Genomic DNA, 26,251 nt, shown 5'->3' with positions numbered 1-26,251 from the left:
ACCGTAAAGAACAGCCTGTCAAATTAAAATACCGAGTGGTACAAAATGATTTCAAATACAGTTAAGCCCGTTAGAAGGAGTCCAAAGACCTTAGATCGCGATCATGTTTTAGATGTGGCAATGGATTCTTACTGGAAAGACAATATAGGTAATTTATCCCTTAATGAAATTTGCAGAAGATCGGGTGTATCTAAACCTGGTCTTTACCGTGAATTTTCTAATGAAGATGGCTTGATGAAAGCTGTCCTGATTAGGTATCAGGAGCAAGTGTTAGAGCCTGTGCAGCAGATGCTAAATAGTGACGTTCCATTTAAAGAGGCCCTTGATAACCTTATATCGTTTGCCACTTCAGTTAATTGTCATGATGAATCTCCCAATGGCTGTCTTTTTATAAAAATGCGCGAATCACGAGTACATTTGGGAAAAGAAACACAAGCGCAAATAGATTTTCTTGAAAAGCAGGGATTAGTTTTTTTCAAGAAATGGGTAGAGCGTTCAAAGACTAAGGGAGAGTTTTCTGTGGACATGTCATCGGAATTTGTTGCTACTTATATTGACGCGCAGCTAAGCAATGCATCGACACAACTAGCTCGAGGTGTGACCCCTGAAACGGTAAAAAAGATATTATTAGTCGCTTTTTCTGTGCTGGAATGACTACGCCAGCTAGTTCAGTTCTAAGACATTTTTTCAACAAAGGTTGAAAAGAGAACTTTCTGACTCAAATCAGCACAATAATTCGCATCAGTATGTAGATTTATTTTGGTTAGTGTCAAATTTGATATTCAGAGCAAAGCCTAGTTGAACTCATAGTTCTCTAACTAAGTTCGACTGTGAGCAATACCCGGCTATTGATAATAGCTAATTAAGTAGTCAAACGTTGTTTGCTCAGATATTCAAGGATATAAGCGACGCGCGTATATTATTCCACTTAGCTTTGTTTAAAAGATATTAGAAAACTTAATGATAGTAATATCTTAGTTAATTTGTTAAAAATATATAAAGTATAAATATGAGTGTGGTCTGAGCAGAAAGATCCGCCCTTCGCGCACTATAAAATTGTTAGAACTTAGGAAAATAAATGAAAACTGAAGTATTGATTCTAGTACCTGATGATGAGCAGTTTTGTTGTTCAAAAAGTGCATTCGATAGTTTTTTAAAGGTCGATGCTCTCCTTACAATTTCGGGTAGGAAGATTGCTTATAAAAGAACCCCACGATCAAAAGATATTATTTCTGCTAAATACAAAGTAGAAACTAATAATGTTAGTACCAAAAACGAAAGATACTTCTTGTTGGCAATAGAATCAGATGATGACCAAAAAATTGATGAATTCTCAGAGCTATCCGAAAGAGTAAAAAGTATCGTTGAATGAATTTCTCCTGGAAAAACCAAAGTTAATACAATTTGGGACGATGTCGGAAGGCATTATGCAGAAAAAGCATACCCAATAATAAATGAGGTTGAGAACCTCATGCGTAAATTAATTTCAAAGTTCATGCTAATTAATGTAGGCGTAAATTGGTCTGAAGATGCCATGATACCAGATCTTATGAAAAAAATTGAAAACTATGATGAGGCTGATCCATATTTAAATGATCTATACAAGCTTGATTTTATTCATTTGAATCAAGTTTTATTTGATAAAAAAGAGATATTTCTTTGGATGATTTGGACAAAATCTTGTCGAAAACTAAATTTGATGAAAAAGACCAAGATTTAATTAAAAAATATATCCCTAGATCAAATTGGGAAAAATATTTTTCTGACCTCATTGATGAAAAGGAAGATAGCCTAAAAGATAAATGGAAAAGGCTTTATAAGTTAAGAAATAAAGTTGCTCATAATCGATACGTTAAAAAGTCAGATTTTGAGCAAATAAAAGGTTTATCTAATAATATAAAATCTGTGATTGATAAAGCTTCAGCTAAGTTAGTAGAAATTGACTTAACAGAAGAAGACAGAGAGTCGATTATATTTACCTATAACCTTACATCACCATCCCCCTGTGTCAGGATAGTTGTCGCCTCTAACTTTTAATAGAGGCAGATATAATGAGACGTCGATTTACACAAGAATTTAAAGTTCAAGCGGTTGAAAAAGCATTATCTCAATGTGATGATGTTCGCTTAGAAGATATTGCAGATGATTTAGGTGTCGGTTATTCAACGTTACAGCGTTGGATAGCACTCGCAAAAAAACATCAACTTGAAACACACCAGACGGGTAGCCAAATGACAGCAGAAAAACGACCACAAGACTGGAGTTTAGAAGAAAGACTCAGCGCGATTATTGACTGTGGTCATTTAGATGAAACAGCCATTAATGAATACTGTCGTAATAAAGGGCTTTACCCGCATCATATTAAGCAGTGGAAGCAAGATTTTGCCCAAGGACCTACAACGAAACTAGCTAAATCAGACAGTAAACAGCTTAAGCAAGAGATAAAACAGCTGCAAAAAGAACTGAATCGTAAAGATAAGGCCTTAGCTGAAACAGCCGCTCTGCTTGTTCTCAAAAAAAAAGCGGATGCACTCTGGGGTTTCAACGAGGACGATTAACAACACTGGCTGAGCGACATGAATTAATAAAGCTTATTACAAACGCGCAGGATTCTGGGGCAAGGAAAGAAAAAGCATGTGAGTTACTTGGGCTGACGGTAAGAACCGTTCAACGTTGGATTGAAGCTGACAATATGACTGACAAGCGAACAAGTACGATAAAACGGCCACCAAACCGTCTCACAGAGTTAGAGCGACAGCGTATTATTAATACGGTTAACTCAACTGAGTATGGGCATTTACCGGCCAGTAAAATAGTCCCTAAGCTGCTTGATAACGGCATATGGATAGCGTCTGAAAGTTCATTTTATCGTGTCATGAAGGCACATAACTTATTAACACATAGAGAAAAAGTAAAGCCGGCAAAGCCGATGAAAAAGCCAAGAGCATTGAAGGCAGTGCGTGCAAATGAAGTGTATACCTGGGATATCACCTATTTACCAACGAGCGTAAAAGGGCAATTTTTATACTTATATTTAGTGATGGACATTTTTAGTCGAAAGGTTGTCGGTTGGCAAATTCACGACACACAATTAAGTGAATTAGCCGCAGATTTAATGAAGGATATTTGCAGTCGAGAGCAAATAAAGCGAGAGCAAGTTACGTTGCACTCAGATAATGGCAGCCCAATGAAAGGCGCGACATTGTTGGCAACATTACAGGAGCTAGGCATTGTGCCATCATTTAGCCGACCGTCAGTAAGTAATGACAACCCGTACTCTGAGTCGTTATTTAAAACGTTAAAGTATCGCCCAGAATACCCAGAAAAGGCATTTGAAGATATAAGCGCAGCAAGAGAATGGGTAAGCGGATTCGTTGATTGGTACAATAATGAGCACCTACACAGTGGTATAAAATTTGTGACGCCAAATCAACGTCATTCAGGTTTAGATAAAGAGATATTAGCCAAGCGTCAGCAGGTAAACGATGCTGCTAAATTGAATAACCCAAGTCGTTGGTCAGGAAAGTCACGAGATTGGTCAATGATAAACGAAGTAAATTTGAATCCTGAGAAAAAAGAAGAAATGCGGGCGGCATAAAATTTAACTTGAGGCGACAACTAACTTGAAAAACTCCGTTGTGAATAATTCTCTTAAAGCTCTTTTACACTAATGTTTAACAAACAAAAGCGCGAGATAAACTCGCGCTTACAGTAAACTCCCCTAGCGCCTAGTCACCTATTAAATCGCTGGATAACCAATGCGATCAGACAAATAACCAACACTGGTAGCGAAGTAGTATGAACGGTTCCAATGCATTAGCGCTTTGTAGTTGTCATACGCTAAGTACATACGTCCGCCCATGTCATCAGGCATAACTAACGCTGCTGTGACGTCAACATTAGGTAAATCAGTGCCGTCCATTTTACGAAGGCCAAGTGCCTGCCAATCAGCTAATGAACGCTCTGATTTAGCCCAATACTCAAGCCACTGAGTGCGTGTTTTTGTGCCACGTTGTAATACATAGCTTTGATCAAACCCATCCGGTAATTGCACCTGACGGCCCCACGTTAGCTCGTCATTCCAACCAGCCTGTTTTAAATAATTAGCAATCGATGCAAAGGCATCAGCTTGGGTGGTCCAAATATCTTTGCGGCCGTCTTTGTCGTAATCAACCGCGTAGGCGTTAAATGAGGTAGGCATAAATTGCGTTTGCCCCATCGCACCGGCCCACGAGCCTTTAAATTTGTCTAAGGTGATATGCCCTTCTTTGAGGATATCCAATGCGGCCCATAATTGATTTTTGTACATGGTTTCACGACGACCATCAAACGCGAGTGTAACCACTGACGCAATAACATTGTGACCACCTTGAATTTTACCAAAGTTACTTTCAAGGCCCCACAAAGCAACAATAAAACGTGCTTGTACACCAAACTCAGCAGCCACTTGTTCTAAGATTTCTTTATTTTCAGCGTATAGCTTACGCGCGCGGTCAATTTTCCATTGCGGCACCCGTTTAGGTAAGTAGGTTTCGAGGGTTTCTTTTACTTCAGGCTGATTTTTATCTGCTGAAATCACTTTTTCTTTAAAGTGTGCTGTAGCAAAGGCATCTTCAATTAATTGGCTATCATAGCCTTTTTGCGCGGCTTCTTGTTTTAAGCCTGCTACATATTCATCAAACTGTGCTTGAGTCTTGGCCAGTGCCGATGTACTAATACAGGCACTGCATAAAATTGCAGCCAATTTTGTCATTATATGTTTAGTCACTATCAACTCCATTTTGTTTTCTGTGCTCAGCTAATAAGTTTGTTTGTGGTGGTGGTAATTGCAAGTAAAACCCATTATCTGTTAACGCTTGCTTAACTTGATCTAAATCAGCCACGCCTAATTGCACACGCTTAGCCAAATTTATTAGCATCACATACTGTGGTTTACCAAACATTGCCATTAAAGGTTCCGGAACCTTACTAAAATCATCTCTTTTTTCTACAAAAAGGAAGGTATCCGCTTTTTTCTTACTTTTATATACCGCAGTCAGCATTTTGACCCTTTAAAATCTTGCTTAACAGTGCTGCACACTATAACATGAGACTTATAATAAGTTAGAAAAATTAGATTGGAAATTTCAATTAAGGCCTTATTCAGCCTGCGTTTATCTAAAATTGATTTCTGATCATACAATTCAATAGAGCGTGTATGTCGGACCAAACTTTTGAGCTAAAAGGGAATCTTTTTACGTTATCAGTTTTACATCTTTACAGTACTGATATTAACCTTTTGGCAGAACAACTCTATACAAAAATAGCCCAAGCCCCTCGTTTTTTTGAAGGTGCGCCTATTGTTGTAAATTTAATTGAGATAAAAAACAGTCTTGTTGATTTTGTGCACTTAAAATCATTAATAGAACGAATGAATTTTAATGCTGTTGGTGTATGTAACGGCTCTGATGAGCAACATGCGCAAGCTAAGGCCGCTGGGCTATCTGTTTTAAATTATTCACAAGACGTTAAGAGTGAACAAGTTATACAACAAAGTAATACCTCTGTTGTTGAGAAAACAGTTTACTTACCAGCCCAAGTGATTAATGGCACAGTGCGCTCTGGTCAGCAAGTATATGCAAAAGATCGCGACTTAATTGTCTTTGGTGCGGTAAGTCATGGTGCAGAAGTAATTGCGGATGGCAATGTACATATTTATGGCACATTACGCGGCCGTGCAATTGCAGGCGCGCAAGGTTATAACGAAGCCCGCATTTTTTGTCAAAAACTAGAAGCGGAACTTGTTTCTATCAATGGCAATTACTGGATCAGCGACTCCCTGCAAGGCGAGTTCTGGGGCAACGCGGCACAAATCCAACAAAAAAATGAATCATTAGAAATTTCAGCTTTGGTTAAAGGATAAATCTTATGGCAAAAGTAATTGTCGTTACGTCAGGTAAAGGTGGTGTAGGCAAAACTACATCGAGTGCTGCTATTGGCACAGGTTTAGCTCTAAAAGGCTATAAAACAGTCATTATTGACTTTGATATTGGGCTACGTAACCTTGATTTGATCATGGGTTGTGAGCGTCGTGTAGTTTATGATTTTGTTAACGTCATTAATGGTGAAGCAAATCTTAATCAAGCACTGATCAAAGACAAGCGTGTTGAAAAGTTATTCTTACTGCCAGCTTCACAAACCCGTGATAAAGATGCACTTACCCGTGAAGGTGTTGAGCGTGTATTAAACGAGCTGAAAAAAGACTTTGATTACATTGTTTGTGATTCTCCTGCTGGTATTGAAGCCGGTGCGATGATGGCAATGTACTTTGCTGATGAAGCAATTGTAACGACCAATCCTGAAGTTTCTTCAGTACGCGATTCAGACCGCATTTTAGGTATTTTGCATAGCAAATCTAAACGCGCTGAAGAAGGCCTTGAAAATATTAAAGAGCATTTATTACTGACTCGCTACAACCCAGATCGCGTATCACGTGGTGAAATGCTATCAGTAGAAGATGTACAAGATATTCTTTCTATACCGTTACTTGGGGTTATTCCTGAATCACAAGCGGTGTTAAGTGCATCAAACTCAGGTCAGCCCGTTATTCTTGACACTGAATCTGATGCAGGCCAAGCCTATGCTGATGCGATCAATCGTTTATTAGGCGAAACAGTTGATTTTCGCTTCTTGGATGTAGAGAAGAAAGGTTTATTCAAACGGATATTTGGAGGTTAACGTGTCACTACTTGACTACTTCCGCTCAGAAAAGAAAAACACTGCGTCACTAGCAAAAGAGCGATTGCAGATCATTGTTGCGCATGAGCGCTCACAGCGTGGTACACCAGATTATTTACCACAATTAAAGCAAGATATTCTTGATGTTATTCGTAAATACGTAAACATCAATACTGATGCGGTACAAGTTCAATTCGATCAAAACGAAGATGACCTAGCGGTATTAGAACTCAACGTCACATTACCTGATGAAGAGAAAAAACCATAAAAATTAGGGCGCTATTTAAGCGCCCTTTTTATTTTGCACACTCAATTAGCGAATTAGCGTGTAACAATCGCCTTAAAACTGCCATAGATGAGAAAGTATACCCAAGCTTCAATTACTTCAATTGCACCGCATTGTTTAAACACCTGTGCCGCTTTATCAGCATGCTCGGCATATTCAGCTTGTCTATGTGTGGGGACTGCACACACAAATCCATCAATATAACTCATTTTAATTCTCCTTTTATGTTTACCTATGCTGATTATCAGTTGTTTGCAGCTCTCTAACGGGCCTTATTTCAATACTGCCATAGCGAGCGGGAGGTATTTTACTGGCAACGTGTATCGCTTCATTAAGGTCTTTCACATCTAATAAATAAAAACCAGCGAGTTGCTCTTTAGTTTCAGCAAAAGGGCCATCGGTTATTTCTACTTGGCCACTGCGAACTCGTAATGTGGTTGCAATTGTTGTTGGCTGTAACGCCTGCCCTCCCAGCATATAATTGCGTTCACGCAATGAATCACCACAGGCAATACATTCTTGATTCAATGCATCCCACTGCTGTTGCGATAATTTTTGCATTGTTGCTTCATCGTAATAAACCAGTGCCACATATTTCATATCAATACCTGCTTATTTTATAAATTAATATCAATTAGTTACCATCAGGGCTTGGTAACATTAGCATCCAACCAATACCGAATTTATCTGTGACTTGACCATACAAAGGTGACCAGAAAGTCTCCTCCAATGGCATCCTTACCTGACCGCCATCGGCTAAAGCAGCAAATACACTGCGCAAGGTTTGCTCCGAATCAATTGTTAGAGTTAAATTAAAGCCGGAATAATTAACCCCATCATCTTGATTCTCGATACAGCCGTCAGTTGCCAATACTTTCATACCCGCAACAGTAAATTCGCTGTGCATTATCTTATCGTCAAAATTAGCGGGAATTGCGCCCTCAGGAATAGGCTCTGGGCTATCACTGAAACGAAACATCATAGCTATTTTTGCATTAAGGTGGGTCTGATAATAAGTTAATGCTTCTTCACATCGCCCTGAAAAAAACAGATAACAACTTGCTTTGGCCTGTTGCATTACAATGTTTTGTTGTAATTTATGCGCTTGCTCAGCAATATTGCCATCGGTGTCTACTACTGCGAAATCAGCCATTTCATAAAAAGGTCGGATCTCAATATCTGACTCTTCACTCATCGGGTTAGGACACTTTTTAACCCAAGCTATCGCTTCATCCATGGAGGCCACATTCCATACCCAGTAACCAGCAACGAGTTCATTAGTCTCGGCAAAGGGTCCTTTGGTCACAATCCGCTCAGTATTACTAAAACGTACACGAACCCCTTCTTTGCTTGGTTTTAAGCCATCACCTGAGGCCATGATCCCCGCCGCAACGAGCTGCTCATTATAATCACCCATAGCACTTAGCAGCGCTTTATCGGGTAATTCACCATTTTCTGAACTGTTGCTTGCTTTAACTATCACCATAACTTTCATTTTGCATACTCCTTGTGTTCTTACATGAATAAAAATAGCACTTCATGTAGTAATCGAATGGCAAAACATAAAATCGACAGGTATTTAAAAATTTTATAACTATTTTATAAGGCCGCTAATTTACGTTTTAATATTCGCTGCTCAGGGATTTGTTTGGTAAGCGTTAAAGCATGCTCAAGCGCAGCACGCGCCTCCTTTTTACGCCCTACCCGAGTTAAAAATTCGGCATAAGTGGCATAACAAAGATGATATTTTTGCATTACTTTTTGCTGTAATAGCTGCTCGACTAACACTAAGGCTGCCTCAGGGCCATGGTGCATAGCCACCGCAACAGTCCTATTAAGCTCAATAACGGGTGAAGGGGCTACGTGTAATAACAAAGAATACCAAGCCAAAATCTGCTCCCAGTCGGTATTGTTTGCATCTGACGCCTGAGCATGCACTGCAGCAATGGCCGCTTGAATCGTATAAAAACCATATTCACTTTTAGCGGTGGCACTTTGCACTAACGCTATTCCCTCTTGGATCAGCGCTTGGTCCCATAGACTGCGGTCTTGCTCTGCTAAAATAATGATATCGCCATCTTTATTCGTTCGCGCATTATGGCGAGATCCGTTAAGTAACATTAACGCAAGCAAGCCCGTTATTTCTGTGTCAGCTACTAATGACTGTAGCAGCCGGGCTAAACGAATGGCTTCAACGGTTAATTCAGTACGGGTTACGCTGTCACCAAAGGAGGCTGAATAACCTTCGTTATACACCAAGTAAATAACAGATAGCACAGCGTCAACTCTGCTGTGTAACTGTTCTGTAGAGGGCAGTTGAAAAGGAATATTAGCATCACGAATTTTTTGTTTACCGCGAACAATTCGTTGCGCCATGGTCGATGCAGATGTTAAAAACGCACTGGCAATCTCTTGTGTTGTTAAGCCACAGACTTCACGTAAGGTGAGTGCCACTTGAACTTTAATATCGATTGCCGGGTGACAACAGGTAAAAATCAATCGCAGTTGATCATCGCTGATCAACTCATCATCAACACTATTTGATAAAGCAAACTCATCACTAATTTCAACCTTAGTAGAACTTTCGTTTGCTAATTGCGCCACAATTTCTCTATGGCGGTGTTGGCGTCGTAACTGATCGATTGCCTGAAACCGACCAGTAGAGACAAGCCAGTTCGCCGGTTTCTCAGGAATGCCCTGCGATTGCCACTTGCTAAGCGCAGCGCTAAAAGCATCATGTAACGCTTCCTCAGCAAGCTCAAAGTCTCCTAATGAACGGATCAAAGTTGCATATATGCGCCGCCCTTCGTCACGGTATATAGTTGCAAGCTTCTCTTTAACCACTTCATTAGTGATGAGCTTTTGTTCTTTATTCATCAACCGCCTAGCTTATTTTTAGCTGAGGAATTACGCGCTGACATTTTACCACTGATGCCAACAAATATGTCCAATTTACCCAAAACAGTAGCGCAGCAAAGCGCAATTATCAAACAAACACACTAGCACAAGCAAGCTAATGTATGGGATAGTTACAATGGCAGTTCAGGAAAAGGCGAATAGCATGCAAAATCAGAAAATTTATAAAATGGCGTTTGCCAAGGTGTATCCTTTATATATTAACAAAGCTCGACGAAAAGGCCGAAGTAAAGAGGAAGTAGACCGTATTATTTTCTGGTTAACCGGCTACAGTGATGCGCAACTAGTATCGCTACTGGCTGACCATACTGATACCAATACTATTTATTAAGTGATCAAATTTGTCCATGCTCTAAAGCACATATGCTTAACGTTAGTAATATTTGAACGAAACACATTCCACGCTCTACTTACTTGCTCCACAATGTCGTCATAATCTGAAAAAGTACGATTAGATAACTCTCTGTTTCGCATCCATGCCCATACTTGCTCAACCGGATTAAGTTCTGGTGAATAAGGAGGCAACGGTATCACCGACACATTTTTAATCCCTTCACCAACATTACCCATATGCCAGCTTGCGCGATCAACAATAACCACTGCGTGCCGTCCACATGGCGTAGCATCTGAAATGAGTTGTAAGTGTTGTTTCATTATATCCTTACTCAAATAAGGGGCTATAATCGCCTCTGTTTGCCCTGTTGCGGGGCATACTGCACCAAAAATATGAGTGGATAGAAATTGCTGTTGCTTCACAACACGTGGCCTAGTGCCTTTTTTAGCCCAAATTTTTGAGGTGGTATTTTGTTGCCCAAATCGCGCTTCATCTTGAAACCACACATCCACTCTATCAAGCGCCACGTGGCCTGGAATTGTGATGATCGTATTATAATGGAAATTTTTTAAAGTCTTTTTGTGCCTCAATTGACTGTTTAGGATGTTTAGAACGAGACGTTATCCATGAAAGATTAAGCTCACACATCAAACGGTAGACATTATTGAGTTTGTATTGGACACCAAATGTATCGTAAATGTATTTGCGTATATCTTCACCTATCAACCTCCCACCTTCTTCTTTCACTGCGTGCGCACAGATATAATCTTTAAGCTGGCACTTTTGTTTTAATGTTAAGCCACAAGGGCGACCTGATTGTTTTTTAATATCAAGCGCTTTAAGTCCATCGGATAAGTATGCAGTAACCCACTCATTGACCAGTCTACGGCTAACGCGTGTGGTTTTGGCGACAACAGTACGATTTTTTACTTCGAGAAAGAGGCGAATAACTTCATAACGCGTTTTTAATCGGGCATCTCTGGTATACGGGAAGTTAGGAATAGTAGACAAGCTAAACTCAATGATAATGACAAATGTATGGGTATTAGATCATAAAAAGAAGGTAATTAAAATAGATCATAAATTAAATATGTTTGGTATGACTTTGAAACATTTTTCCAACAAGCCCCACAACTAAACCCTGCACGTAAGCTGATTACAGGGGTTATTTGTGGTGTACGCGTAGAAGAGATAACGGAAAACCCCATGCAAGATATTCGCTATCTCGACAAACTAATTGATGAGCTTGCCAAAGGCAAAGCTCTAGAAAAGATTCTACGAGCTTAAGTTTTACACCATTGCATATGGTATTCAAACTGATCATCCCCCGTTACAACAAAACCAAGCTGCTTGTATAAATTCCAAAACCAACGCTCTCTCCTTGTCTTTACTTTAAGTATTTGAGTATAAATGAAATAAATTATTTATTTAAACTTTAAGGATACTCGCCGCATCAAGTAGTTGACTCCCAGCTTTTGATGTCACGGCATAGTTAAAACCAGGCTGAATACAAAATGAGCCATATTCACCGGATTTACTCAACGCTAAAAACCCTACTTGAAACTGTTTATAATCACCTAGTTTATTTGCAATGCGCTCAACTGCGGCCTTACACGCTTGCGTGGGAGTCATGCCTTGGCGCATCATTTCAACGACTAAATGACAGCCCACCGTTTTGATCATCAGCTCTCCCATACCTGTGGCTGTTGCAGCCCCCACTTCATTATCAACATACAGTCCAGCGCCGATAATAGGTGAGTCCCCCACTCTGCCAGACATTTTAAACGCCGCGCCGCTAGTGGTACAGGCACCCGACAAATCACCATTACTATCAAGGGCTAACATACCGATTGTGTCATGATTTTCAATATTGATCACAGGTGCATATTTTGATTCCACCAACCAATCTTGCCAGGCTTTTTTGGCTTTACTAGTCAATAGGTTTTGCTCTTGAAAACCCTGAGATTTAGCAAATTGCAGCGCGCCTTCGCCCACTAGCATTACGTGCGGGGTTTTATCCATCACTAATCGGGCAACAGAAATTGGGTGCTTAATATGTTGTAAAAATGCCACAGAGCCACAGTTTTGATTTTCGTCCATAATGCAAGCATCAAGCGTTACATTACCTTCTCGATCCGGGTAACCACCATAACCTACCGTCATCACATCTGGATCCGCTTCAGGGATACGCACACCCGCTTCCACTGCATCAATTGCTTTGCCGTGCTTGACGAGAATACCCCAGGCTTCTTGATTGGCAGCTAATCCATGTTGCCATGTCGATACTACAATCGGTTTAACCTGTACGTTTGCAACAGCTGCAGGTTTATTTAACGGCTGTTTTTGAGCAAATCCCTTAGCAGTCAAAGCGCTTGCACCTAAGGCAAGCATCGTTGTGAGTGATTGCTTTAAAAACTCTCTTTTACTATTCATGGCTAAATCTTTATGTAATTTGAAACATAAAGGCCAACAGGTAAACTGCTGGCCTTGGGTCTGTTAAAACTATTTTTCTAGTCCGAGTAACTCTATTTCAGCTATTTGTAATAGGCCGTCGTTATTAGCATTTTTACTGACACTAAGACGATAGCTTAAAAAAGCAAAACCATTATTAAACTCAAATGAGCGCCGCTCTAAACGTTCATCCCAGCTTTCACCAATCCACTTCGATACGAGTGTCCATGTTTGCCCACCATCATTTGAGCCTAATAAACTAAAGTTTTCAGGATCACGCTCTGGTGCATCATTAGCACTGGTGATAGCAAGTCCACTAACCGTTTGAGCTTCGCTGAAGTCAACTTGGATCCAAGCAGGATCTTCTGCTGTTGGCGGACCTTGCCAATCGTTGTGATCAAGCCATTTGGTTTCTTTATCATGATCAAATGCTTTATCTGCACTTTCTGCGTCCCCAATACTATAGCGGGCGCTAAAAACATTGCCAGCTAGTGTGCTGAGATCGCTAAATGCATAATCAGGGCCAACCAAACCAACTTCTGCTAGTTGCACTAACCCATCATTATTAGCATTTTTGCTAATGGCTAATCGATAGTAACTATATGCTAGCGCATTTGCTACCGGGAAACTTCTTTGTTCAAGTCGTTGCGCAAAACTTTCGCCAACCCAAGCACCTATACTAGACCAGTTTTCACCATCATTTGATGCTAATAACATAAATGAATCAGGATCACGCTCGGGAGCATCACCGGCACTGGTTAGTGTTAACGTATTAACTGCTTTTGCTTGTGGCAGCATCACTTGTATCCAAGCAGGATCTTCAGCTGTAGGTGGACCCTGCCAGTCATTATGATCGAGCCATTTGGTATTTAAATCACCATCGAATGCCTGAGCGGCACCTTCGCTATCGCTAATACTAAAACGTGCGCTATAGCTTGCGCCTGACATTTTACTGTGATCGGCTCCAGGTAATTCAGGACCAATTAAACCAACTTCAGCGATTTGTAATAAACCATCATTATTCTTGTTTTTGGTCACTTCTAATCGATAACTATCAAAAGCCAATTGGTTTTGAAAAGAGAATGTTTTCCTCTGACCTCTTTCTTCGAATGATTCACCCACCCAGCTTGCAAGTTTTTGCCATGTTGTACCGGCATCGTTTGAAGCTAAAATAGCGAAGTTTTCAGGGTCACGCTCTGGTGCATCATTTGCACTAATAATCATTAACTGATCAACCGCGACAGGGCTTGCAAAGTCCATTTGTATCCATGATGGTTTCTCTTCACTTGGCGCTCCTTGCCAATCATTATGGTCTAACCATTTCGTTGCAGCGTCATTATCAAATGCTTTATCGTGATTTTCAGCATCGCCAATACTGTTACTTGCACTAGCTGTACCGCTGCTTGTATCGGTATGATCCACACTACTAAAAACAGGGCCAACCATTTGAATTTCTGACAATTGAACTAAGCCATCATTGTTTTTATTTTTAGTAATGTTGAGGCGGTAACTCGAATACTTTTGTCCATTGATAAAGCTAAACTCTTGACGAGTAAGGCGCTCATCAAATGATGCACCTACGATATTTGCAAGTGTTAGCCAAGTTTCTCCGCCATCATTAGAGCCAACTACAGTGAAGTTTTCAGGGTCACGCTCAGGAGCGTCATTGGCACTGGTAATAAACACACTATTAACCGCCTGTGGCGTAGCAAAATCAACTTGTATCCAAGATGGTTCTGCCTCTGTTGGGGCACCAAGCCAGTCATTATGGTCAAGCCATTTAGTGTCAAGGTTGTTATCAAATGCTTTACTCGCGCTTTCTGCATCACTGATTGCATTTCTTGCTGAATAAACAGCATCGACTAAATTGGCTGACGTTGTCACTTCCTGCAGTGGGCCGGTTGAAAGCGCTTCATCGAACAATGGCAAAGACAAATCAACGATTGAATCTGCGCTCAAACCCAACTCAGTTGTTAAAGGATGAATACTGATGGCATCATAAATACGCTGGCGAAACGCTTCTAATGCTTCGCTATCTTCTAAAAGTGCAGCGCTGATATTTTGTTTTGCGTTGTCCATTATCAATTTTAGACTTTCAGATTCACTAAATTGAGCAAATGACGCATTTAACAGCGAAAGTTTAATCGTTGCTTCATCGGCATATTGAGGCGGGCATTGTTGCTCAGCACTGTCGCTATCTTCACACGTTTCATCGCTGATGAAGTTTTCAAGTTTATCGGCACTGATCACTGGTATCGAAAAAACATTGGTATTACCGGTTTGCCAGCCCATAGCCCGAAGTAATAACGCTGACATCTGCGCTTTTGCCAACTCCATTAGCTCAGGCGTTGATACATTACGCCCTTGTGCAATTTGCTGTTCAACCAGCTCTGTTGCTAGTGTAGTTAACGCGTTCACTTGCAAGTTAGTATCTGCAACTGCATCCGCATTATTTCCATAGGGCACTTGCAATAACCCCAATGTTGAAAATTCGGTTCCTGCAATTGCTGCACTGCTGGTTGCTTGTGTGAATTCTGCATCACCACAACGCATAGCATCACAAAGCATTGTAGCGCCATCCCCTGTAGCAATCGTCAGTTTAACAGTGGCATTGATACCAAAACCTGCGTCGCTAGTCAGCTCAATAAAAAAGTCACCTTGTTGATCTGTTTTATTAACCGAGCCTTGTGCCAGATTACTGCCATTAAGTGCTATGACTGATACATCCGCATTGGTGACAACGCCTTTGATTATGGTTCCTGCGATTTGTGCATGCGTTATGTCTGGCGTGACGGGAACATTGTTTGCTTGCGGATCATTGCTCGAACCACCACATCCGCTCAGTAAACTTGCTGCAAGTAACGAGGTTCCTGCAAGTTGAAATAGATTAAATTTATACATAATTTTGCCTTTAATAATCAGGTGCCGATATTAATTACTTATCAAATTTTGTAATGATCAGAATCGATAGGTAAGCCCAGCATAATAACGACGACCACTGTAGCTACTGCTGCGAAGCCGTGCCTCGCTATCGTCACCGTAGTAAGTGCGTGATTCTTCTTTTGTTAAATTGATGACGGATGCTGAAAGCACTAAATTTTCCATCACACTGAATGACGCATTTAAGTCAACTTGCTGATAAGGCTCTTGCGATACGGTTAAGCCATCAGCTAACCCTAAAGCCATTTTTCCACGACGATTATACGATGCGCGAACACTATAATTATCGTCTTCAAAATAAGCTGAAAAGTTAAATTGGTCATCAGCACTGCCTACTAAAGCTGACTCACCGACTTTTTCACCATCAACACTAACGTCTGCTTGATTGGTATCATTGAGAGTGTAATTGGCATTAATACCAAAGCCATTCTCAAATGCGTGCTGAGCAAATAATTCAATGCCGCGTGAGGTTGCATTCGTGCCATTAGCTGTGGTTGTAAATGGCGATACAGTGATAGGTCCTGACGGAACAATTTCTTCACCTGTATAAGGGTTTGTAAAACCATCAAATGGGCGTTCAGAGGTAATGATCAAAGGCACTATGAAGTTATCAACGTCCTTGTTAAATAATGCGATCCCTACAGCAGAGCCCATGCCATAATAATATTCAGCAGACAAATCTAATTGTACTGATTCAAACGGTTGTAATGCTTTATTACCACCAGAGCCACTCCAACCTTGATCAACTGGGTTTCCTCTAAACTCTAGTCTGTCGTCAGCCCACTCTTGTGAAATAAAAGTGAGTTGTTCAGGCGCGCCTAAATCATTAAAAGGAGCCCGTGACATTGTTTTGGCCGCGGCAGCACGTATCACAAGTGAGTCACTGGCTTCCCAAACAAGATTAAGGCTAGGTAGAAAACGATCGTCTTTAACAGAGCGTAATGTAGTAGTTTCAACATCAACTAAACGTTCATCGCCTAAAATATCCTCTCCCGTGGCATCATTTATATCGTCTAAGAAGTAGTTAATTTTGTCTGATGACATTATTTGTGTTTGCGTTTCTACATAACGTACACCAACATTGCCGCGAAAATCGCCAAACGAAAAATCGGCTTGTAAGTAAGCGGCTGTAATTTCTTCTTCGATATCAAAAACAAAATCAGGTTCACGGCGGGTATATTTAACATATTCATTAGTGACAATATCTCGGTACTGCTGCCAATTGATGGTTGGCATAGTATTGACTTCAAAGCCACCGGCAATATTCTTTTCAGACTCCTTGTTTAATATATCCTCAAGGTTTGGCATTCCGCCAATCCATTGATAAGCCACTTCATCTATTGCCCCTTGGCTAAATGGATCTAGATCACCACTGGCAATACGATCCGCACCATCTTGAGTAATAAAGAATGTGTTATTAGTTTCACGGTGCAAACTGGCTTTACGATGCTTAACCCCTACGCGTAATGTATCAACAATGCCATAAGCAATATGGTAGTCTAAATCAAGTTGGCCATAATCTTCTTTTAAATCACTGACGATAAAACTTGAACCTGTTGAACCTGGATCGGGATCGCCAGCAATGCCTGCTTGTAAATTTGCCAGTAATGCAGGATCTGCATACATAGAAACACGATCGCCTAAGCGCCAACCTGCAAATGAGGCTGCATTTTCATTTTTACCTGAATCACTACGACTGCCAGGCTGGCCACTTTTATATGCCGCATTAAATGATTCTGACGGTCCACCGCTTGCTTCTGTACGACCAAATTTACCTTTAAGGTCAAACATATCGCCAGCGTATTCAAATGCAAAATCATAGGTATCTGAGGTGTCTTTTTCTTCTGTGTAACCACCTACGATCCAAGGAAATTCTAAATTACCTTCACTGCCACTTGCGCCACTGGTAAAGTCCATGCCAGTCACAATTGAACCGGTTTCATCAAGGGTGACACCGGTTAAATAATCAGGGTTATATTTCCACTCAGGGATCATCAGTTGAGAAGTCGTGCGATCTTGACCTAATTCAAAATGGAAATGATTAAATGTGAGCTCTAAATTATCTGTTGGACGCCATTGCAGCGTAGCCTGTATACCAACCCGTTCACGTTTTTCTTTAGTAACGCCGACCCCAGCAACTTGAGGTGCCCAAACGCCATCATAAACATTTCCATACGCATCTTCTAATGCATCAAAACGTCGGGTACTGTCAGTTATTTCTTTACCATTTGTATCCGTTGCCGGTAAATCACTACCTGTTGCCCAGCGCCAACCTCCTGCACCAGACATATCACCTATGAGAGTACGATTTGTACGGTCTTGCTTTGTATAGCCTAGTAATAGACCGAAGTTTTCATCGTCGTTTTTCCATGAGTAAACGCCGCTAAAATTAGGCTCATATTCTTCAGTCACATCTGCATATGTATATTCAACGTTAAATGCACCAGAGTTTGCTTCCATATCTAAGGGAGTGCGACTATGTAAAATAACCGTACCACCCACGCCGCCCTCATCTAAGCGAGCTTCAGAGGATTTAAAAACTTCAACCGATTGCACCATAGTCGAAGGCAATAAAGAGTAGCTAAAAGAGCGAGATGGTGAGCCTGGTGATGAAGCAATAAAGTTTCCGTTAAGTTGTGTAAGCGTTAGATCAGATGACAAACCGCGAATGCTGACATTTTCGCCCTCACCACCACTGCGTGAAATCACCACACCGGGAACACGTTGCAATGAGTCAGCGACATTTTTATCGGGAAATTTGCCTATATCCTCTGCTGTGATTGCGTCTACAATCGAATTAGAAAGGCGCTTAATTGATAAATTCTCCGCCATTGAAGCGCGAATACCTCGTACTTCAATCACTTCCAAATCATTATTCTGAGCACTTTGCTCATCATTGGCAGCTACCGTGTTAAAGCTTGCCATAACCGCAAGTAATAGTGCTGATTTCTTAAAGCGCCTTGAAAGACCTGAAGCTCCCCGGCTGTTATTATTATTCATGTCTATCTCCAGTTTTGTGTGCGTTTTTTGTTGTGCTTGCTATATAACCCAGACATGTTAGCAACTGCTTATTGTTAAGATGGTTTAGAACAGGGTTAATATATTGTTAAACTACATTTCCAGAATAGGGTTCTGTTAAAGAAAGTGATAATAGAAATTCGGTTGCTAGCAGGACAAAATCGGCGTTTAGCTTAAAAATAGATCCATTTAATAGTTACCTCATTTATAGTGAAAAACTCAAGAGGAAGTTAATCTGACGTTTTTTTAGTATAAAAAACACGCAACAATAAAATTTAACCCACTGAATATAAAGGGTGTATTTTATTATTATAGTAACGACCTTAATATTAAATAATTTATTGAAATTAGTCGCCTTAAGATTATGGAATTACGCAATGGGTAAAAATCTAGAGATCTGTTTGAATGCAGATGATCATATAAATTTAGCTAATAATGTAAAAACTGCATTCAAAGCAGGTGCAAGTCGCATCGAGCTGTGCGGTGCAATGTATTTTGTCGAAGTGAGTCAAAATTGAAACTGCAGCAACAACATTGTCCTCAAACGGCGAGTTACTTGTAATAATAAGGCCAATCGCGAAGATTAATTGCAAAGCCAACTCTCCTTGTGTTTGCTTTAAGTATCAGAAATATAAATAAAACGGGCATTCTTTTTAAAGAATGCCCTGTCAGATTTATAATCTTAATTAAGCTATTTAGAAATTATAATTAGCACCTAAATAAAACCTTCTTCCTGAATACTGATTATAGGTAAACCTATTCTCTTGTTTCCAATACCCTTCTTCGACTTCCTCAGTTAAATTAACCACAGAGGCTATTAATGACAGTTGTTCAGTTAAATTATAAGCCGCGTTCAAATCTAACTGGCCATAATCTTTCGTATACATGTTGTAACCTTTATGAATGCCATTAGCACGATCATCTTTCCAGTTATAAGAGGCACGAACACTAAAGTCATCATTTTCATAATAAACTGATATGTTGTATTGATGCTTAGCAGTCCCAGGGATTTCAGCCTCTGTTTTTTCACCCTCATTGGTAACTTCACTGGTGCTAGTGTCCGTAAAGGTGTAGTTAGCTAAAACACCAAATCCACTTTCAAATGAATGCTGGAAAAAAAGCTCTATACCTGTTGACTGGGCTTCACCTCCCCCCACTTTAGTATTCATTTCTACTTCAATCGGTCCATTACAGCAATCGTGCTCACGCTGTACAATTTCGAGAGAAGAAATCGGCAAATTAGAAATATCTTTATTGAATAAAGTAGCGCCTAAAGCAGAGCCGTCGCCATAATACCACTCAATACCTAAATCTAGCTGATCTGACAGCATAGGATCTAAACCTGTATTAACCGAAGTACCTCTACCGCGACCAGTCCACGAATCGGGTGAGTTGATATTAACCGGTGGCCCATAGGACTCAGCTTGACTCAAATCAGAATAACTAACACGTGACATAGCGCGTGCTGCTGCAAAACGCACAACAATATCATCGTTCACGTCCCATGCTAAATTCAAGCTAGGGAGCCACTCCCCATCGTCACTTAAGCGCTCATTAGGAACCGTGTCATTGCTATCTTGGCCTATAACATCATCATAGGTTAGTGTACTTAGTTCAGTATTAACGTAACGAACACCAAAGTTACCTCTCAGATCACGCCATTGAAAATTGCTTTGTGCATAGACCGACCAAATATTTTCCTCTAAGGTATACGTTCCAGATAATGTTGGAACTACAGTAGGACTAAAGTTATTTAGCAGATACTGGTCTAAAGCAGCGAAATCAAAAGCAAGGAAATCAAAAGCACCTGTGTTACCGGCACTATTATCAATAATGGTGTCACTTACTAAACTTTCTGCGTCTGGGTGAAAGTCAGGATTGTGGAACCATTCAGTACCAGGTAAATAACCTCGGTAACCACCGTTATCAGCGATGCCATCATCCCAACGAAAATCATTTCTTATACCTTTAATTTCATGTTGTCGATACTTTGCTCCGACAAAAAAACTGGTAAAAAAATCACCATCAAACTCTATTTTAAGATCCGATTGAATGTAATCTTCAGAATCTTTATTTTCTGATGAATAAGAATCAAACCAATCATAGTATTGGTATGCTTGTTTATCTTTTGATAAATCTGTGGAAACTTCGTAGCTAGGCCTACCATTTTCTATATTAAAAAACCAACTGTTTACAGAGCCTTGACGAGCATCTATGTTTGCGTAAGTTTCTTTTGATGTACCACCTTTAGCTTCGGTATGACCAACTTGGACTGAAAGCGAATAACCATTTCCATAATAAGTCGCATCAAAATCAAAAGAGTTTGATTGTGATTCACCAAAACGTTCTCTTGCGGTCAATTGAGGTGATAAAAGCCCGCGCCGTACTGGAACGCCATTGTTGACATCCGCATCCCCCCAGTTATTATCATTTAATAAACCATTGTAGTGGTACAGTGATTTTGGCCACCCATTAAGAAAGAAATGTTATGCTAATAAGCATACAAATTTGGGTGAAAAAATGACGAAATTAAAACGCGCAACGTATTCTGCGGCAATCAAATTAGAAACGGCTCAGCTTGTAGTCGACCAAGGTTATACGCAAGAAGATGCAGCCAAGGCTATGGGTGTTGGTAAATCAACCGTAAGTAAGTGGGTTACTCAATTAAAGCAAGAGCGTAATGGTCAGTCACTATCGGCTTCACCAATGACGCCCGAACAAATTGAAATTCGTGAACTTAAAAAGCAAATCCAACGCATTGAATTAGAAAAGGACATATTAAAAAAGGCTACCGCTCTCTTGATGTCCGACTCCCTGAACAATTCTCGTTAATCGAGAAGTTAAATCAACGAGAGCATTATCCCATTAGCGTGCTATGTGGCGTATTCGATGTGCATCGCAGCAGCTATAAATATTGGGCTATACGCGATACAACGCCGACACCTGAGCAAGTAAGGTTAGAGGCTGAAGTTAAAGCAATACATAGAATGAGTGGAGGCTCAGCAGGTGCAAGGACAATAGCTACAATAGCGACAAACAATGATTTTGAATTGAGCCGTTATCGTGCTGCTAAGCTAATGGTTAAGTTAAAGCTTGAAAGTTGCCAAATTCCTCAACATTCATATAAGCGCGGTGGTAATGAACACCTTGAAATCCCAAACCTGCTTGATAGGCAGTTTGATGTTATTGAACCGAATACTGTGTGGTGCGGTGATGTAACGTATATTTGGACAGGCAATCGCTGGGCTTATTTAGCGGTCGTTATTGATTTATTTGCGCGTAAAGTGGTTGGTTGGGCAATGTCGTTGTCGCCAGATACTAATTTAACACTAAAGGCGCTTGAACTCGCTTATGAAAGTAGAGGTAAGCCAAGTGGGTTGATGTTTCACTCAGATCAAGGGAGCCATTATACGAGCTTGAAGTACCGCCAACGTTTATGGCGCTATAAAATTACACAAAGTATGAGTCGACGCGGAAATTGTTGGGATAATGCGGCTATGGAGCGATTTTTTAGAAGCTTTAAAACGGAATGGATGCCAAAGGTTGGATATGAAAACTTTAAAGAAGCTAAATATAGCGTAAGCGATTACATAAATGGATATTACAATAATGTTAGACCGCATCATTATAATGCTGGTTTAGCGCCAAATGAATCTGAGGTTAGATACCAAGATTCTAAAACTGTGGCCAAAATTAGTTGACCACTACACATTATCTGCATTACCATAAGCAACAACAGTGTCTCCATCTAGCTTAACCCCGAAATATGGATTGTGATTATCATTCCATTCCGCGAAAAACACTTCTTGTCCTGTTTGATCATAACCAAGTTTAGCGCCAAAATAGTTAAAATTTAGGTCTAAGTTATCGGTTGGCATCCATTGGATCGCCAGCTGATAACCATCACGCGTGCGATCTTGGTTGGCATTTTTTACATGCATACCCGATGGTGCCCATACATTGTTATAAACCTCACCTGTTGCTTGATCTACAATTGCTGGCTGGTCTGCACCTTCAACTGTATCTGAGTAAAAACGCCAGCCTGACGCAACATTAGAGACTGTTGTAACAGTTCTATCTTGGCGTGTATAACCGGCTAAAATACCGAAACTTTCATCATCATTCTTCCATGAATAAAGCATATTAAGTTGAGGTTGTAAGTCCTCAGAAACATCATCGTAAGTTGCTTCGACACTTAAAGCGCCTGAATTTTGCTCCATCTCTAGCGGCTTGCGAGTGTTTAAAATAACAGTCCCACCAATACCACCTTCATCTATGCGAGCTTCTGCACTTTTATAAACTTCCACGCTACTAATCATGCTTGATGGTAATAATGCATAATTGAAGCTTCTACTCGGTACGCCTGTATCTGATGAAGCAAGGTAATTACCATTGAGTTGGGTTAGTGTCCAATCTGGAGATGTGCCACGAATACTTACTCGACTACCTTCGCCACCATCACGGTCAATAAGTACACCTGGAACTCGCTGTAACGAATCTGCGACGTTTTTATCTGGGAATTTGCCAATGTCTTCCGCTGTAATTGCATCAACATTTGCTGTAGATAGCCTTTTAATCGCAAGATTTTGCGCTGCTGATGAGCGTATGCCACGAACTTCAATTACTTCAAATTCATTATCAACTTGTTGCTCTTGAGCAATTACTATATTACTTGATGCCAATACAGCTATGCACAGTGCTGTCTTTTTAAAATTATCACTAAATCGCGCTTCATTACTGGTTCTAGTATTGCTCATGCCAATTTCCTTTATTATTGTGTGTGCTTGGTTATATTTATTCACATTAAAGCCCTTCACAAAACGAATCTGTAATACTCAGATCATTTCGCAGAGGGTTAATGGCCTGTTAAAGTGCATTTCCAGAATAGGGTTCTGTTAAAGAAAGTGATAATAGAAATTCGGTTGCTAGCAGGACAAAATCGGCGTTTAGCTTAAAAATAGATCCATTTAATAGTTACCTCATTTATAGTGAAAAACTCAAGAGGAAGTTAATCTGACGTTTTTTAGTATAAAAAACACGCAGCAATAAAATTTAACCCACTGAATATAAAGGGTATATTTTATTATTATAGTAACGACCTTAATATTAAATAATTTATTGAAATTAGTCGCCTTAAGATTAAGGAATTACATGATGGGTAAAAATTTAGAAATTTGCTTAAATGCAGATGATCATATTAATCTCATTAATAATGTAAAAACTGCATTCAAAGCAGGTGCAAGTCGCATCGAGCTGTGCGGTGCAATGCATCTTGCTGGACTAAGTCCTACGCCAGGTGAAATTGAAACTGCAGCAAAAGCATTACCCTCAAATGGCGAGTTGCTGGTGATGGTAAGGCCAATCGCGGAGCACTTTAATGTTGATGCCGCATTACTGAAAACCATGACTAGTCAGATAACACGCGCAGCACAATTAGGTGCCACTGGTGTGGTATTTGGCGCTATTGCAAACAATGAGCTTGATGTAGCAGCCACAGCTAAACTGGTTGAATGCGCTCAACGAAATCAACTCGCAACAACCTTTCACCGTGCCTTTGATTGTATTACTAATAGCCGCAGCGCGATTAAAATGTTAACTAATCTAGGGGTTGATCGTATTCTTAGTAATGGCACACACTGGGCTGATAACAGCAATGTAATGCATGGCCTGAAACAGCTACAGAGCATCATTGCTGACGCGAATGGACAAATTGAGATCGTTATCGGTGGCGGTGTAACTGCTAACAATGCACACATTTTGTGGCAGCTTGGCAGCGAACATTTAATATCATTACATGCTTATTCAGGGGTACTTAATAGTGCTGGTTTAGTAGACCCATTATTAATAAACGCTATTTTACAAAGATCAGATAACGAGCAGAGCAAACATGACTAATCAACCTCATTCCCCGTTATTTTTAGGTATCGATGGCGGCGGCACCAAATGCCTAGTAAGACTTGAAAACGACCGTGGTGGATTGCTTGCGGTAGCACAAAGTGGCCCAGCTAATATTGCCACCTCAGTGACGGTTGCCCAACAATCTATTCTTGCGGCCACTGCACTTGCCTTACAAAAAGCGAACCTTCCAGCCAGTGCTATTTCTAGAATTAATGCTTTTGCAGGTCTTGCTGGTGCGGGATTAAATGGTGCAAAAAATACCATGGCGCAATGGCAACACCCCTTTGCACAATTTAATTTTTCGACTGATTTGCACATAGCCTGTCAAGGTGCGCATGGTGATGGTAGCGGTGCAATTATTATATTAGGTACTGGATTTTGTGCCGGTGCGATAAAAGGTAACTCAATTATTGAATTAGGAGGCCATGGTTTATTATTAAGTGACGGTGCAAGCGGAAGTTGGATCGGTTTAAGTTTATTTAGATACACATTAGAAGTGTTAGACGAAATGTCGCCTTTAAGTCCGCTGATCCAATGTTTATTAACAGAGCTTAACTGCGACAATAGTAGTTCGCTGACTGAGCAAGCACATAATGCAAAACCTGCCTACTTTGCCAGTTTTGCTCCTTTGGTGTTCAAAATGCAAGGGGATCCTGTCGCACATATGATATTAACCCAAGCAGCCGAATTTATTACCCGCTATATCGAACATTTAGTTAAGCTTGGCTATCAAAGGATTACATTGATGGGCGGTACCGCAAAAGCAATTACGCCTTGGTTATCATACACAACACAAAGCTATTTATGCGATGCACAACGCTCGCCTGAGCAAGGTGCAATTCAATTAGCTAAATTGCACCTCTAACGTTCAATATGAGCACGCATCTGTGATGGAATTTCACCAAATAAGCGTCTGAATTGCTTACTAAAATAACTAGGTTCAGCAAAGCCACATTGATAGGCTATTTGTGAAATCGGTAAACGCGTTTCAACCAGTAACTTACGGGCATTTTCGAGGCGTATTTCATTAATAAATTGGTTCGGTGTTTTTGCCAAATGTTTTTTAAAACGCCGCTCTAGTGCACTTACGGATAAGTGCGCAAGTTCGGCTAATTCTTCAATACAAATATTGCTATGATAATGCTCGCGAATATAATTAACCGGACCTTCAATGGCTCTGACATGAGAAAGCGCCTTGGAGGTTTTCTGTAAATGGCGTGTAATCCCATACGTACCAAGTAGATTACCCTGATCATCACAAATCATTTTTTTCGATGTTGAAAACCAAGCTAATTCACCATTTGATGTCTGATTTAATTCTAATCGGTCCGTCACAATATAGCCGTTCATAACCCGTTTGTCGTCATTCACATATTGAAATGCAAGATGCTTTGAAGAAAAATCGAAATCCGTTTTAAGCAAAATTTGCTCTAATGATTTATACCCTTGATGCTCAATAAAGTGCTGATTAGCATGCAAAATTCTACTTTCGGTATCTTTTACCCAAAATAGAATATCAGGCAGCAAATCAAATGCAGCAATCAATTGCTTTACACCAGCTTTATCAATAATCGTCTCAACATCCATACTATAAATCTCTATAAACCAGAATTTATTAATAATATATAAAACGCCGATTTTATTGCATTGTCAACCGAATTTATATTAGCCCTAATGCGCAGCACTCCCTA

The 26,251-nt window shown here is 40.3% G+C and carries 28 protein-coding genes; 14 read left to right on the top strand and 14 right to left on the bottom strand.

Annotated elements, in window-relative coordinates; all coding sequences use genetic code 11:
* The first annotated feature begins 45 nt into the window (after nucleotides 1–45).
* From NDQ71_RS21155 to NDQ71_RS21135, 5 genes are all read left to right on the top strand, one after another.
* Entirely contained in the window at nucleotides 46–654 is a 609-nt protein-coding gene (locus NDQ71_RS21155) for a TetR/AcrR family transcriptional regulator (protein ID WP_192541021.1), read from the top strand.
* A 424-nt stretch (nucleotides 655–1,078) separates the two neighbouring features.
* Complete coding sequence (locus NDQ71_RS21150; RefSeq protein WP_192541020.1) at nucleotides 1,079–1,372, top strand: hypothetical protein; 294 nt, start codon at nucleotides 1,079–1,081, stop codon at nucleotides 1,370–1,372.
* Between the two features lie 99 nt (nucleotides 1,373–1,471).
* Nucleotides 1,472–1,720, top strand: coding sequence for a hypothetical protein (locus tag NDQ71_RS21145; RefSeq protein WP_192541019.1), 249 nt, complete (start codon nucleotides 1,472–1,474; stop codon nucleotides 1,718–1,720).
* Entirely contained in the window at nucleotides 1,681–2,037 is a 357-nt protein-coding gene (locus NDQ71_RS21140; protein WP_192541018.1) for a HEPN domain-containing protein, read from the top strand. The genes NDQ71_RS21145 and NDQ71_RS21140 overlap by 40 nt, the downstream gene beginning before the upstream one ends.
* 14 nt (nucleotides 2,038–2,051) lie before the next feature.
* Nucleotides 2,052–3,598 (top strand): IS3 family transposase gene (locus NDQ71_RS21135; protein WP_301562789.1). Its coding sequence is split into 2 segments (ribosomal slippage): nucleotides 2,052–2,532 and nucleotides 2,532–3,598, totalling 1,548 coding nucleotides; the frame shifts between segments, so codons are not numbered across the junction.
* A 141-nt stretch (nucleotides 3,599–3,739) separates the two neighbouring features.
* Here the strand turns inward: NDQ71_RS21135 and NDQ71_RS21130 are convergent.
* Both NDQ71_RS21130 and NDQ71_RS21125 read right to left on the bottom strand, forming a co-directional pair.
* Nucleotides 3,740–4,756, bottom strand: a complete 1,017-nt coding sequence (locus NDQ71_RS21130) for a lytic transglycosylase domain-containing protein (RefSeq protein ID WP_192543141.1) — start codon at nucleotides 4,754–4,756, stop codon at nucleotides 3,740–3,742.
* A gap of 4 nt (nucleotides 4,757–4,760) precedes the next feature.
* On the bottom strand, nucleotides 4,761–5,042 hold the full coding sequence (locus tag NDQ71_RS21125) for a YcgL domain-containing protein (protein WP_064664928.1): 282 nt from the start codon (nucleotides 5,040–5,042) through the stop codon (nucleotides 4,761–4,763).
* Between the two features lie 155 nt (nucleotides 5,043–5,197).
* Here NDQ71_RS21125 and minC point away from each other — a divergent pair, with 155 nt between their 5' ends.
* The 3 genes from minC to minE are packed head-to-tail and all read left to right on the top strand — an operon-like array spanning nucleotide 5,198 to nucleotide 6,985.
* Complete coding sequence (gene minC, locus NDQ71_RS21120) at nucleotides 5,198–5,902, top strand: septum site-determining protein MinC (RefSeq protein WP_192543135.1); 705 nt, start codon at nucleotides 5,198–5,200, stop codon at nucleotides 5,900–5,902.
* A gap of 5 nt (nucleotides 5,903–5,907) precedes the next feature.
* Complete coding sequence (gene minD / locus NDQ71_RS21115; protein ID WP_064664930.1) at nucleotides 5,908–6,717, top strand: septum site-determining protein MinD; 810 nt, start codon at nucleotides 5,908–5,910, stop codon at nucleotides 6,715–6,717.
* 1 nt (nucleotide 6,718) lies between these two features.
* Nucleotides 6,719–6,985 (top strand): cell division topological specificity factor MinE, encoded by a 267-nt coding sequence (gene minE / locus NDQ71_RS21110; RefSeq protein ID WP_016706620.1) that lies wholly within the window; start codon nucleotides 6,719–6,721, stop codon nucleotides 6,983–6,985.
* A gap of 53 nt (nucleotides 6,986–7,038) precedes the next feature.
* On the opposite strand, the gene NDQ71_RS21105 is transcribed toward minE, so the two are convergent.
* The 4 genes from NDQ71_RS21105 to NDQ71_RS21090 form a co-directional block, all read right to left on the bottom strand.
* Nucleotides 7,039–7,212, bottom strand: coding sequence for a DUF1428 family protein (locus tag NDQ71_RS21105; RefSeq protein ID WP_301563091.1), 174 nt, complete (start codon nucleotides 7,210–7,212; stop codon nucleotides 7,039–7,041).
* Nucleotides 7,213–7,231: 19 nt separating this feature from the next.
* Nucleotides 7,232–7,603: a YciI family protein gene (locus tag NDQ71_RS21100; RefSeq protein WP_192543137.1), complete on the bottom strand. Its 372-nt coding sequence runs from the start codon at nucleotides 7,601–7,603 to the stop codon at nucleotides 7,232–7,234.
* Nucleotides 7,604–7,637: 34 nt separating this feature from the next.
* A complete protein-coding gene (locus NDQ71_RS21095) occupies nucleotides 7,638–8,498 on the bottom strand; it encodes a YciI family protein (protein WP_192543138.1) in 861 nt (286 codons plus the stop codon).
* Nucleotides 8,499–8,602: 104 nt separating this feature from the next.
* Nucleotides 8,603–9,880, bottom strand: a complete 1,278-nt coding sequence (locus tag NDQ71_RS21090) for an RNA polymerase sigma factor (RefSeq protein ID WP_192543139.1) — start codon at nucleotides 9,878–9,880, stop codon at nucleotides 8,603–8,605.
* A gap of 184 nt (nucleotides 9,881–10,064) precedes the next feature.
* On the opposite strand from NDQ71_RS21090, the gene NDQ71_RS21085 reads away from it, so the two are divergent.
* Complete coding sequence (locus NDQ71_RS21085; RefSeq protein WP_192543140.1) at nucleotides 10,065–10,250, top strand: DUF2200 family protein; 186 nt, start codon at nucleotides 10,065–10,067, stop codon at nucleotides 10,248–10,250.
* Here the strand turns inward: NDQ71_RS21085 and NDQ71_RS21080 are convergent.
* Nucleotides 10,247–10,780 carry an IS630 family transposase gene (locus NDQ71_RS21080; protein WP_301561659.1) on the bottom strand — a complete coding sequence of 178 codons (534 nt, stop codon included), beginning with the start codon at nucleotides 10,778–10,780 and terminating at the stop codon, nucleotides 10,247–10,249. The genes NDQ71_RS21085 and NDQ71_RS21080 overlap by 4 nt on opposite strands.
* Before the next feature lie 25 nt (nucleotides 10,781–10,805).
* Nucleotides 10,806–11,264, bottom strand: coding sequence for a winged helix-turn-helix domain-containing protein (locus NDQ71_RS21075; RefSeq protein ID WP_301561660.1), 459 nt, complete (start codon nucleotides 11,262–11,264; stop codon nucleotides 10,806–10,808).
* A 72-nt stretch (nucleotides 11,265–11,336) separates the two neighbouring features.
* Here NDQ71_RS21075 and NDQ71_RS24470 point away from each other — a divergent pair, with 72 nt between their 5' ends.
* Nucleotides 11,337–11,540, top strand: coding sequence for a DUF2200 family protein (locus NDQ71_RS24470; RefSeq protein WP_192542086.1), 204 nt, complete (start codon nucleotides 11,337–11,339; stop codon nucleotides 11,538–11,540).
* Nucleotides 11,541–11,681: 141 nt separating this feature from the next.
* Here NDQ71_RS24470 and NDQ71_RS21065 read toward each other — a convergent pair whose 3' ends face one another.
* The 3 genes from NDQ71_RS21065 to NDQ71_RS21055 form a co-directional block, all read right to left on the bottom strand.
* A complete protein-coding gene (locus tag NDQ71_RS21065) occupies nucleotides 11,682–12,686 on the bottom strand; it encodes a N(4)-(beta-N-acetylglucosaminyl)-L-asparaginase (protein WP_192542065.1) in 1,005 nt (334 codons plus the stop codon).
* Between the two features lie 69 nt (nucleotides 12,687–12,755).
* Nucleotides 12,756–15,605 carry a discoidin domain-containing protein gene (locus NDQ71_RS21060; protein WP_192542066.1) on the bottom strand — a complete coding sequence of 950 codons (2,850 nt, stop codon included), beginning with the start codon at nucleotides 15,603–15,605 and terminating at the stop codon, nucleotides 12,756–12,758.
* A gap of 57 nt (nucleotides 15,606–15,662) precedes the next feature.
* On the bottom strand, nucleotides 15,663–18,644 hold the full coding sequence (locus NDQ71_RS21055) for a TonB-dependent receptor (RefSeq protein ID WP_192542067.1): 2,982 nt from the start codon (nucleotides 18,642–18,644) through the stop codon (nucleotides 15,663–15,665).
* Between the two features lie 395 nt (nucleotides 18,645–19,039).
* On the opposite strand from NDQ71_RS21055, the gene NDQ71_RS21050 reads away from it, so the two are divergent.
* On the top strand, nucleotides 19,040–19,180 hold the full coding sequence (locus tag NDQ71_RS21050; protein WP_157586614.1) for a hypothetical protein: 141 nt from the start codon (nucleotides 19,040–19,042) through the stop codon (nucleotides 19,178–19,180).
* A 177-nt stretch (nucleotides 19,181–19,357) separates the two neighbouring features.
* Here the strand turns inward: NDQ71_RS21050 and NDQ71_RS21045 are convergent, their stop codons facing one another.
* Nucleotides 19,358–21,022, bottom strand: a complete 1,665-nt coding sequence (locus NDQ71_RS21045) for a TonB-dependent receptor (RefSeq protein WP_301563090.1) — start codon at nucleotides 21,020–21,022, stop codon at nucleotides 19,358–19,360.
* A gap of 160 nt (nucleotides 21,023–21,182) precedes the next feature.
* On the opposite strand from NDQ71_RS21045, the gene NDQ71_RS21040 reads away from it, so the two are divergent.
* Nucleotides 21,183–22,363, top strand: a protein-coding gene (locus tag NDQ71_RS21040; protein ID WP_192543254.1) for an IS3 family transposase whose coding sequence is annotated in 2 segments (ribosomal slippage) — nucleotides 21,183–21,441 and nucleotides 21,441–22,363 — 1,182 coding nt in all. Because the reading frame shifts where the segments join, the coding sequence is not laid out codon by codon here.
* A 3-nt stretch (nucleotides 22,364–22,366) separates the two neighbouring features.
* Here NDQ71_RS21040 and NDQ71_RS21035 read toward each other — a convergent pair.
* Nucleotides 22,367–23,419, bottom strand: a complete 1,053-nt coding sequence (locus NDQ71_RS21035) for a TonB-dependent receptor plug domain-containing protein (RefSeq protein ID WP_301563089.1) — start codon at nucleotides 23,417–23,419, stop codon at nucleotides 22,367–22,369.
* Between the two features lie 394 nt (nucleotides 23,420–23,813).
* On the opposite strand from NDQ71_RS21035, the gene NDQ71_RS21030 reads away from it, so the two are divergent.
* Together NDQ71_RS21030 and NDQ71_RS21025 are read left to right on the top strand one after the other, a co-directional pair.
* The gene (locus tag NDQ71_RS21030; protein WP_192542069.1) at nucleotides 23,814–24,557 is read left to right on the top strand and encodes a copper homeostasis protein CutC; all 744 of its coding nucleotides are present in this window, start codon (nucleotides 23,814–23,816) and stop codon (nucleotides 24,555–24,557) included.
* On the top strand, nucleotides 24,550–25,425 hold the full coding sequence (locus NDQ71_RS21025; protein WP_064664940.1) for a BadF/BadG/BcrA/BcrD ATPase family protein: 876 nt from the start codon (nucleotides 24,550–24,552) through the stop codon (nucleotides 25,423–25,425). The genes NDQ71_RS21030 and NDQ71_RS21025 overlap by 8 nt, the downstream gene beginning before the upstream one ends.
* Here NDQ71_RS21025 and NDQ71_RS21020 read toward each other — a convergent pair.
* Nucleotides 25,422–26,147: an AraC family transcriptional regulator gene (locus NDQ71_RS21020; RefSeq protein WP_064664941.1), complete on the bottom strand. Its 726-nt coding sequence runs from the start codon at nucleotides 26,145–26,147 to the stop codon at nucleotides 25,422–25,424. The genes NDQ71_RS21025 and NDQ71_RS21020 overlap by 4 nt on opposite strands.
* Between the last annotated feature and the right edge of the window lie 104 nt (nucleotides 26,148–26,251).

The organism is Pseudoalteromonas sp. KG3, assembly GCF_030436385.1.
GTDB classification, from domain to species: Bacteria; Pseudomonadota; Gammaproteobacteria; order Enterobacterales; family Alteromonadaceae; genus Pseudoalteromonas; species Pseudoalteromonas prydzensis.
This window is presented reverse-complemented; position numbering and strand designations above follow the sequence as displayed.

Bases quoted from the DNA above. Each gene is read 5' to 3' on its own strand.
- NDQ71_RS21155 (WP_192541021.1), top strand. From the start codon at position 46: ATGATTTCAAATACAGTTAAGCCCGTTAGAAGGAGTCCAAAGACCTTA.
- NDQ71_RS21150 (WP_192541020.1), top strand. From the start codon at position 1,079: ATGAAAACTGAAGTATTGATTCTAGTACCTGATGATGAGCAGTTTTGT.
- NDQ71_RS21145 (WP_192541019.1), top strand. From the start codon at position 1,472: ATGCGTAAATTAATTTCAAAGTTCATGCTAATTAATGTAGGCGTAAAT.
- NDQ71_RS21125 (WP_064664928.1), bottom strand. From the start codon at position 5,042: ATGCTGACTGCGGTATATAAAAGTAAGAAAAAAGCGGATACCTTCCTT.
- minC (WP_192543135.1), top strand. From the start codon at position 5,198: ATGTCGGACCAAACTTTTGAGCTAAAAGGGAATCTTTTTACGTTATCA.
- minD (WP_064664930.1), top strand. From the start codon at position 5,908: ATGGCAAAAGTAATTGTCGTTACGTCAGGTAAAGGTGGTGTAGGCAAA.
- NDQ71_RS21105 (WP_301563091.1), bottom strand. From the start codon at position 7,212: ATGAGTTATATTGATGGATTTGTGTGTGCAGTCCCCACACATAGACAA.
- NDQ71_RS21100 (WP_192543137.1), bottom strand. From the start codon at position 7,603: ATGAAATATGTGGCACTGGTTTATTACGATGAAGCAACAATGCAAAAA.
- NDQ71_RS21095 (WP_192543138.1), bottom strand. From the start codon at position 8,498: ATGAAAGTTATGGTGATAGTTAAAGCAAGCAACAGTTCAGAAAATGGT.
- NDQ71_RS21090 (WP_192543139.1), bottom strand. From the start codon at position 9,880: ATGAATAAAGAACAAAAGCTCATCACTAATGAAGTGGTTAAAGAGAAG.
- NDQ71_RS21085 (WP_192543140.1), top strand. From the start codon at position 10,065: ATGCAAAATCAGAAAATTTATAAAATGGCGTTTGCCAAGGTGTATCCT.
- NDQ71_RS21065 (WP_192542065.1), bottom strand. From the start codon at position 12,686: ATGAATAGTAAAAGAGAGTTTTTAAAGCAATCACTCACAACGATGCTT.
- NDQ71_RS21060 (WP_192542066.1), bottom strand. From the start codon at position 15,605: ATGTATAAATTTAATCTATTTCAACTTGCAGGAACCTCGTTACTTGCA.
- NDQ71_RS21055 (WP_192542067.1), bottom strand. From the start codon at position 18,644: ATGAATAATAATAACAGCCGGGGAGCTTCAGGTCTTTCAAGGCGCTTT.
- NDQ71_RS21050 (WP_157586614.1), top strand. From the start codon at position 19,040: ATGGGTAAAAATCTAGAGATCTGTTTGAATGCAGATGATCATATAAAT.
- NDQ71_RS21035 (WP_301563089.1), bottom strand. From the start codon at position 23,419: ATGAGCAATACTAGAACCAGTAATGAAGCGCGATTTAGTGATAATTTT.
- NDQ71_RS21030 (WP_192542069.1), top strand. From the start codon at position 23,814: ATGATGGGTAAAAATTTAGAAATTTGCTTAAATGCAGATGATCATATT.
- NDQ71_RS21025 (WP_064664940.1), top strand. From the start codon at position 24,550: ATGACTAATCAACCTCATTCCCCGTTATTTTTAGGTATCGATGGCGGC.
- NDQ71_RS21020 (WP_064664941.1), bottom strand. From the start codon at position 26,147: ATGGATGTTGAGACGATTATTGATAAAGCTGGTGTAAAGCAATTGATT.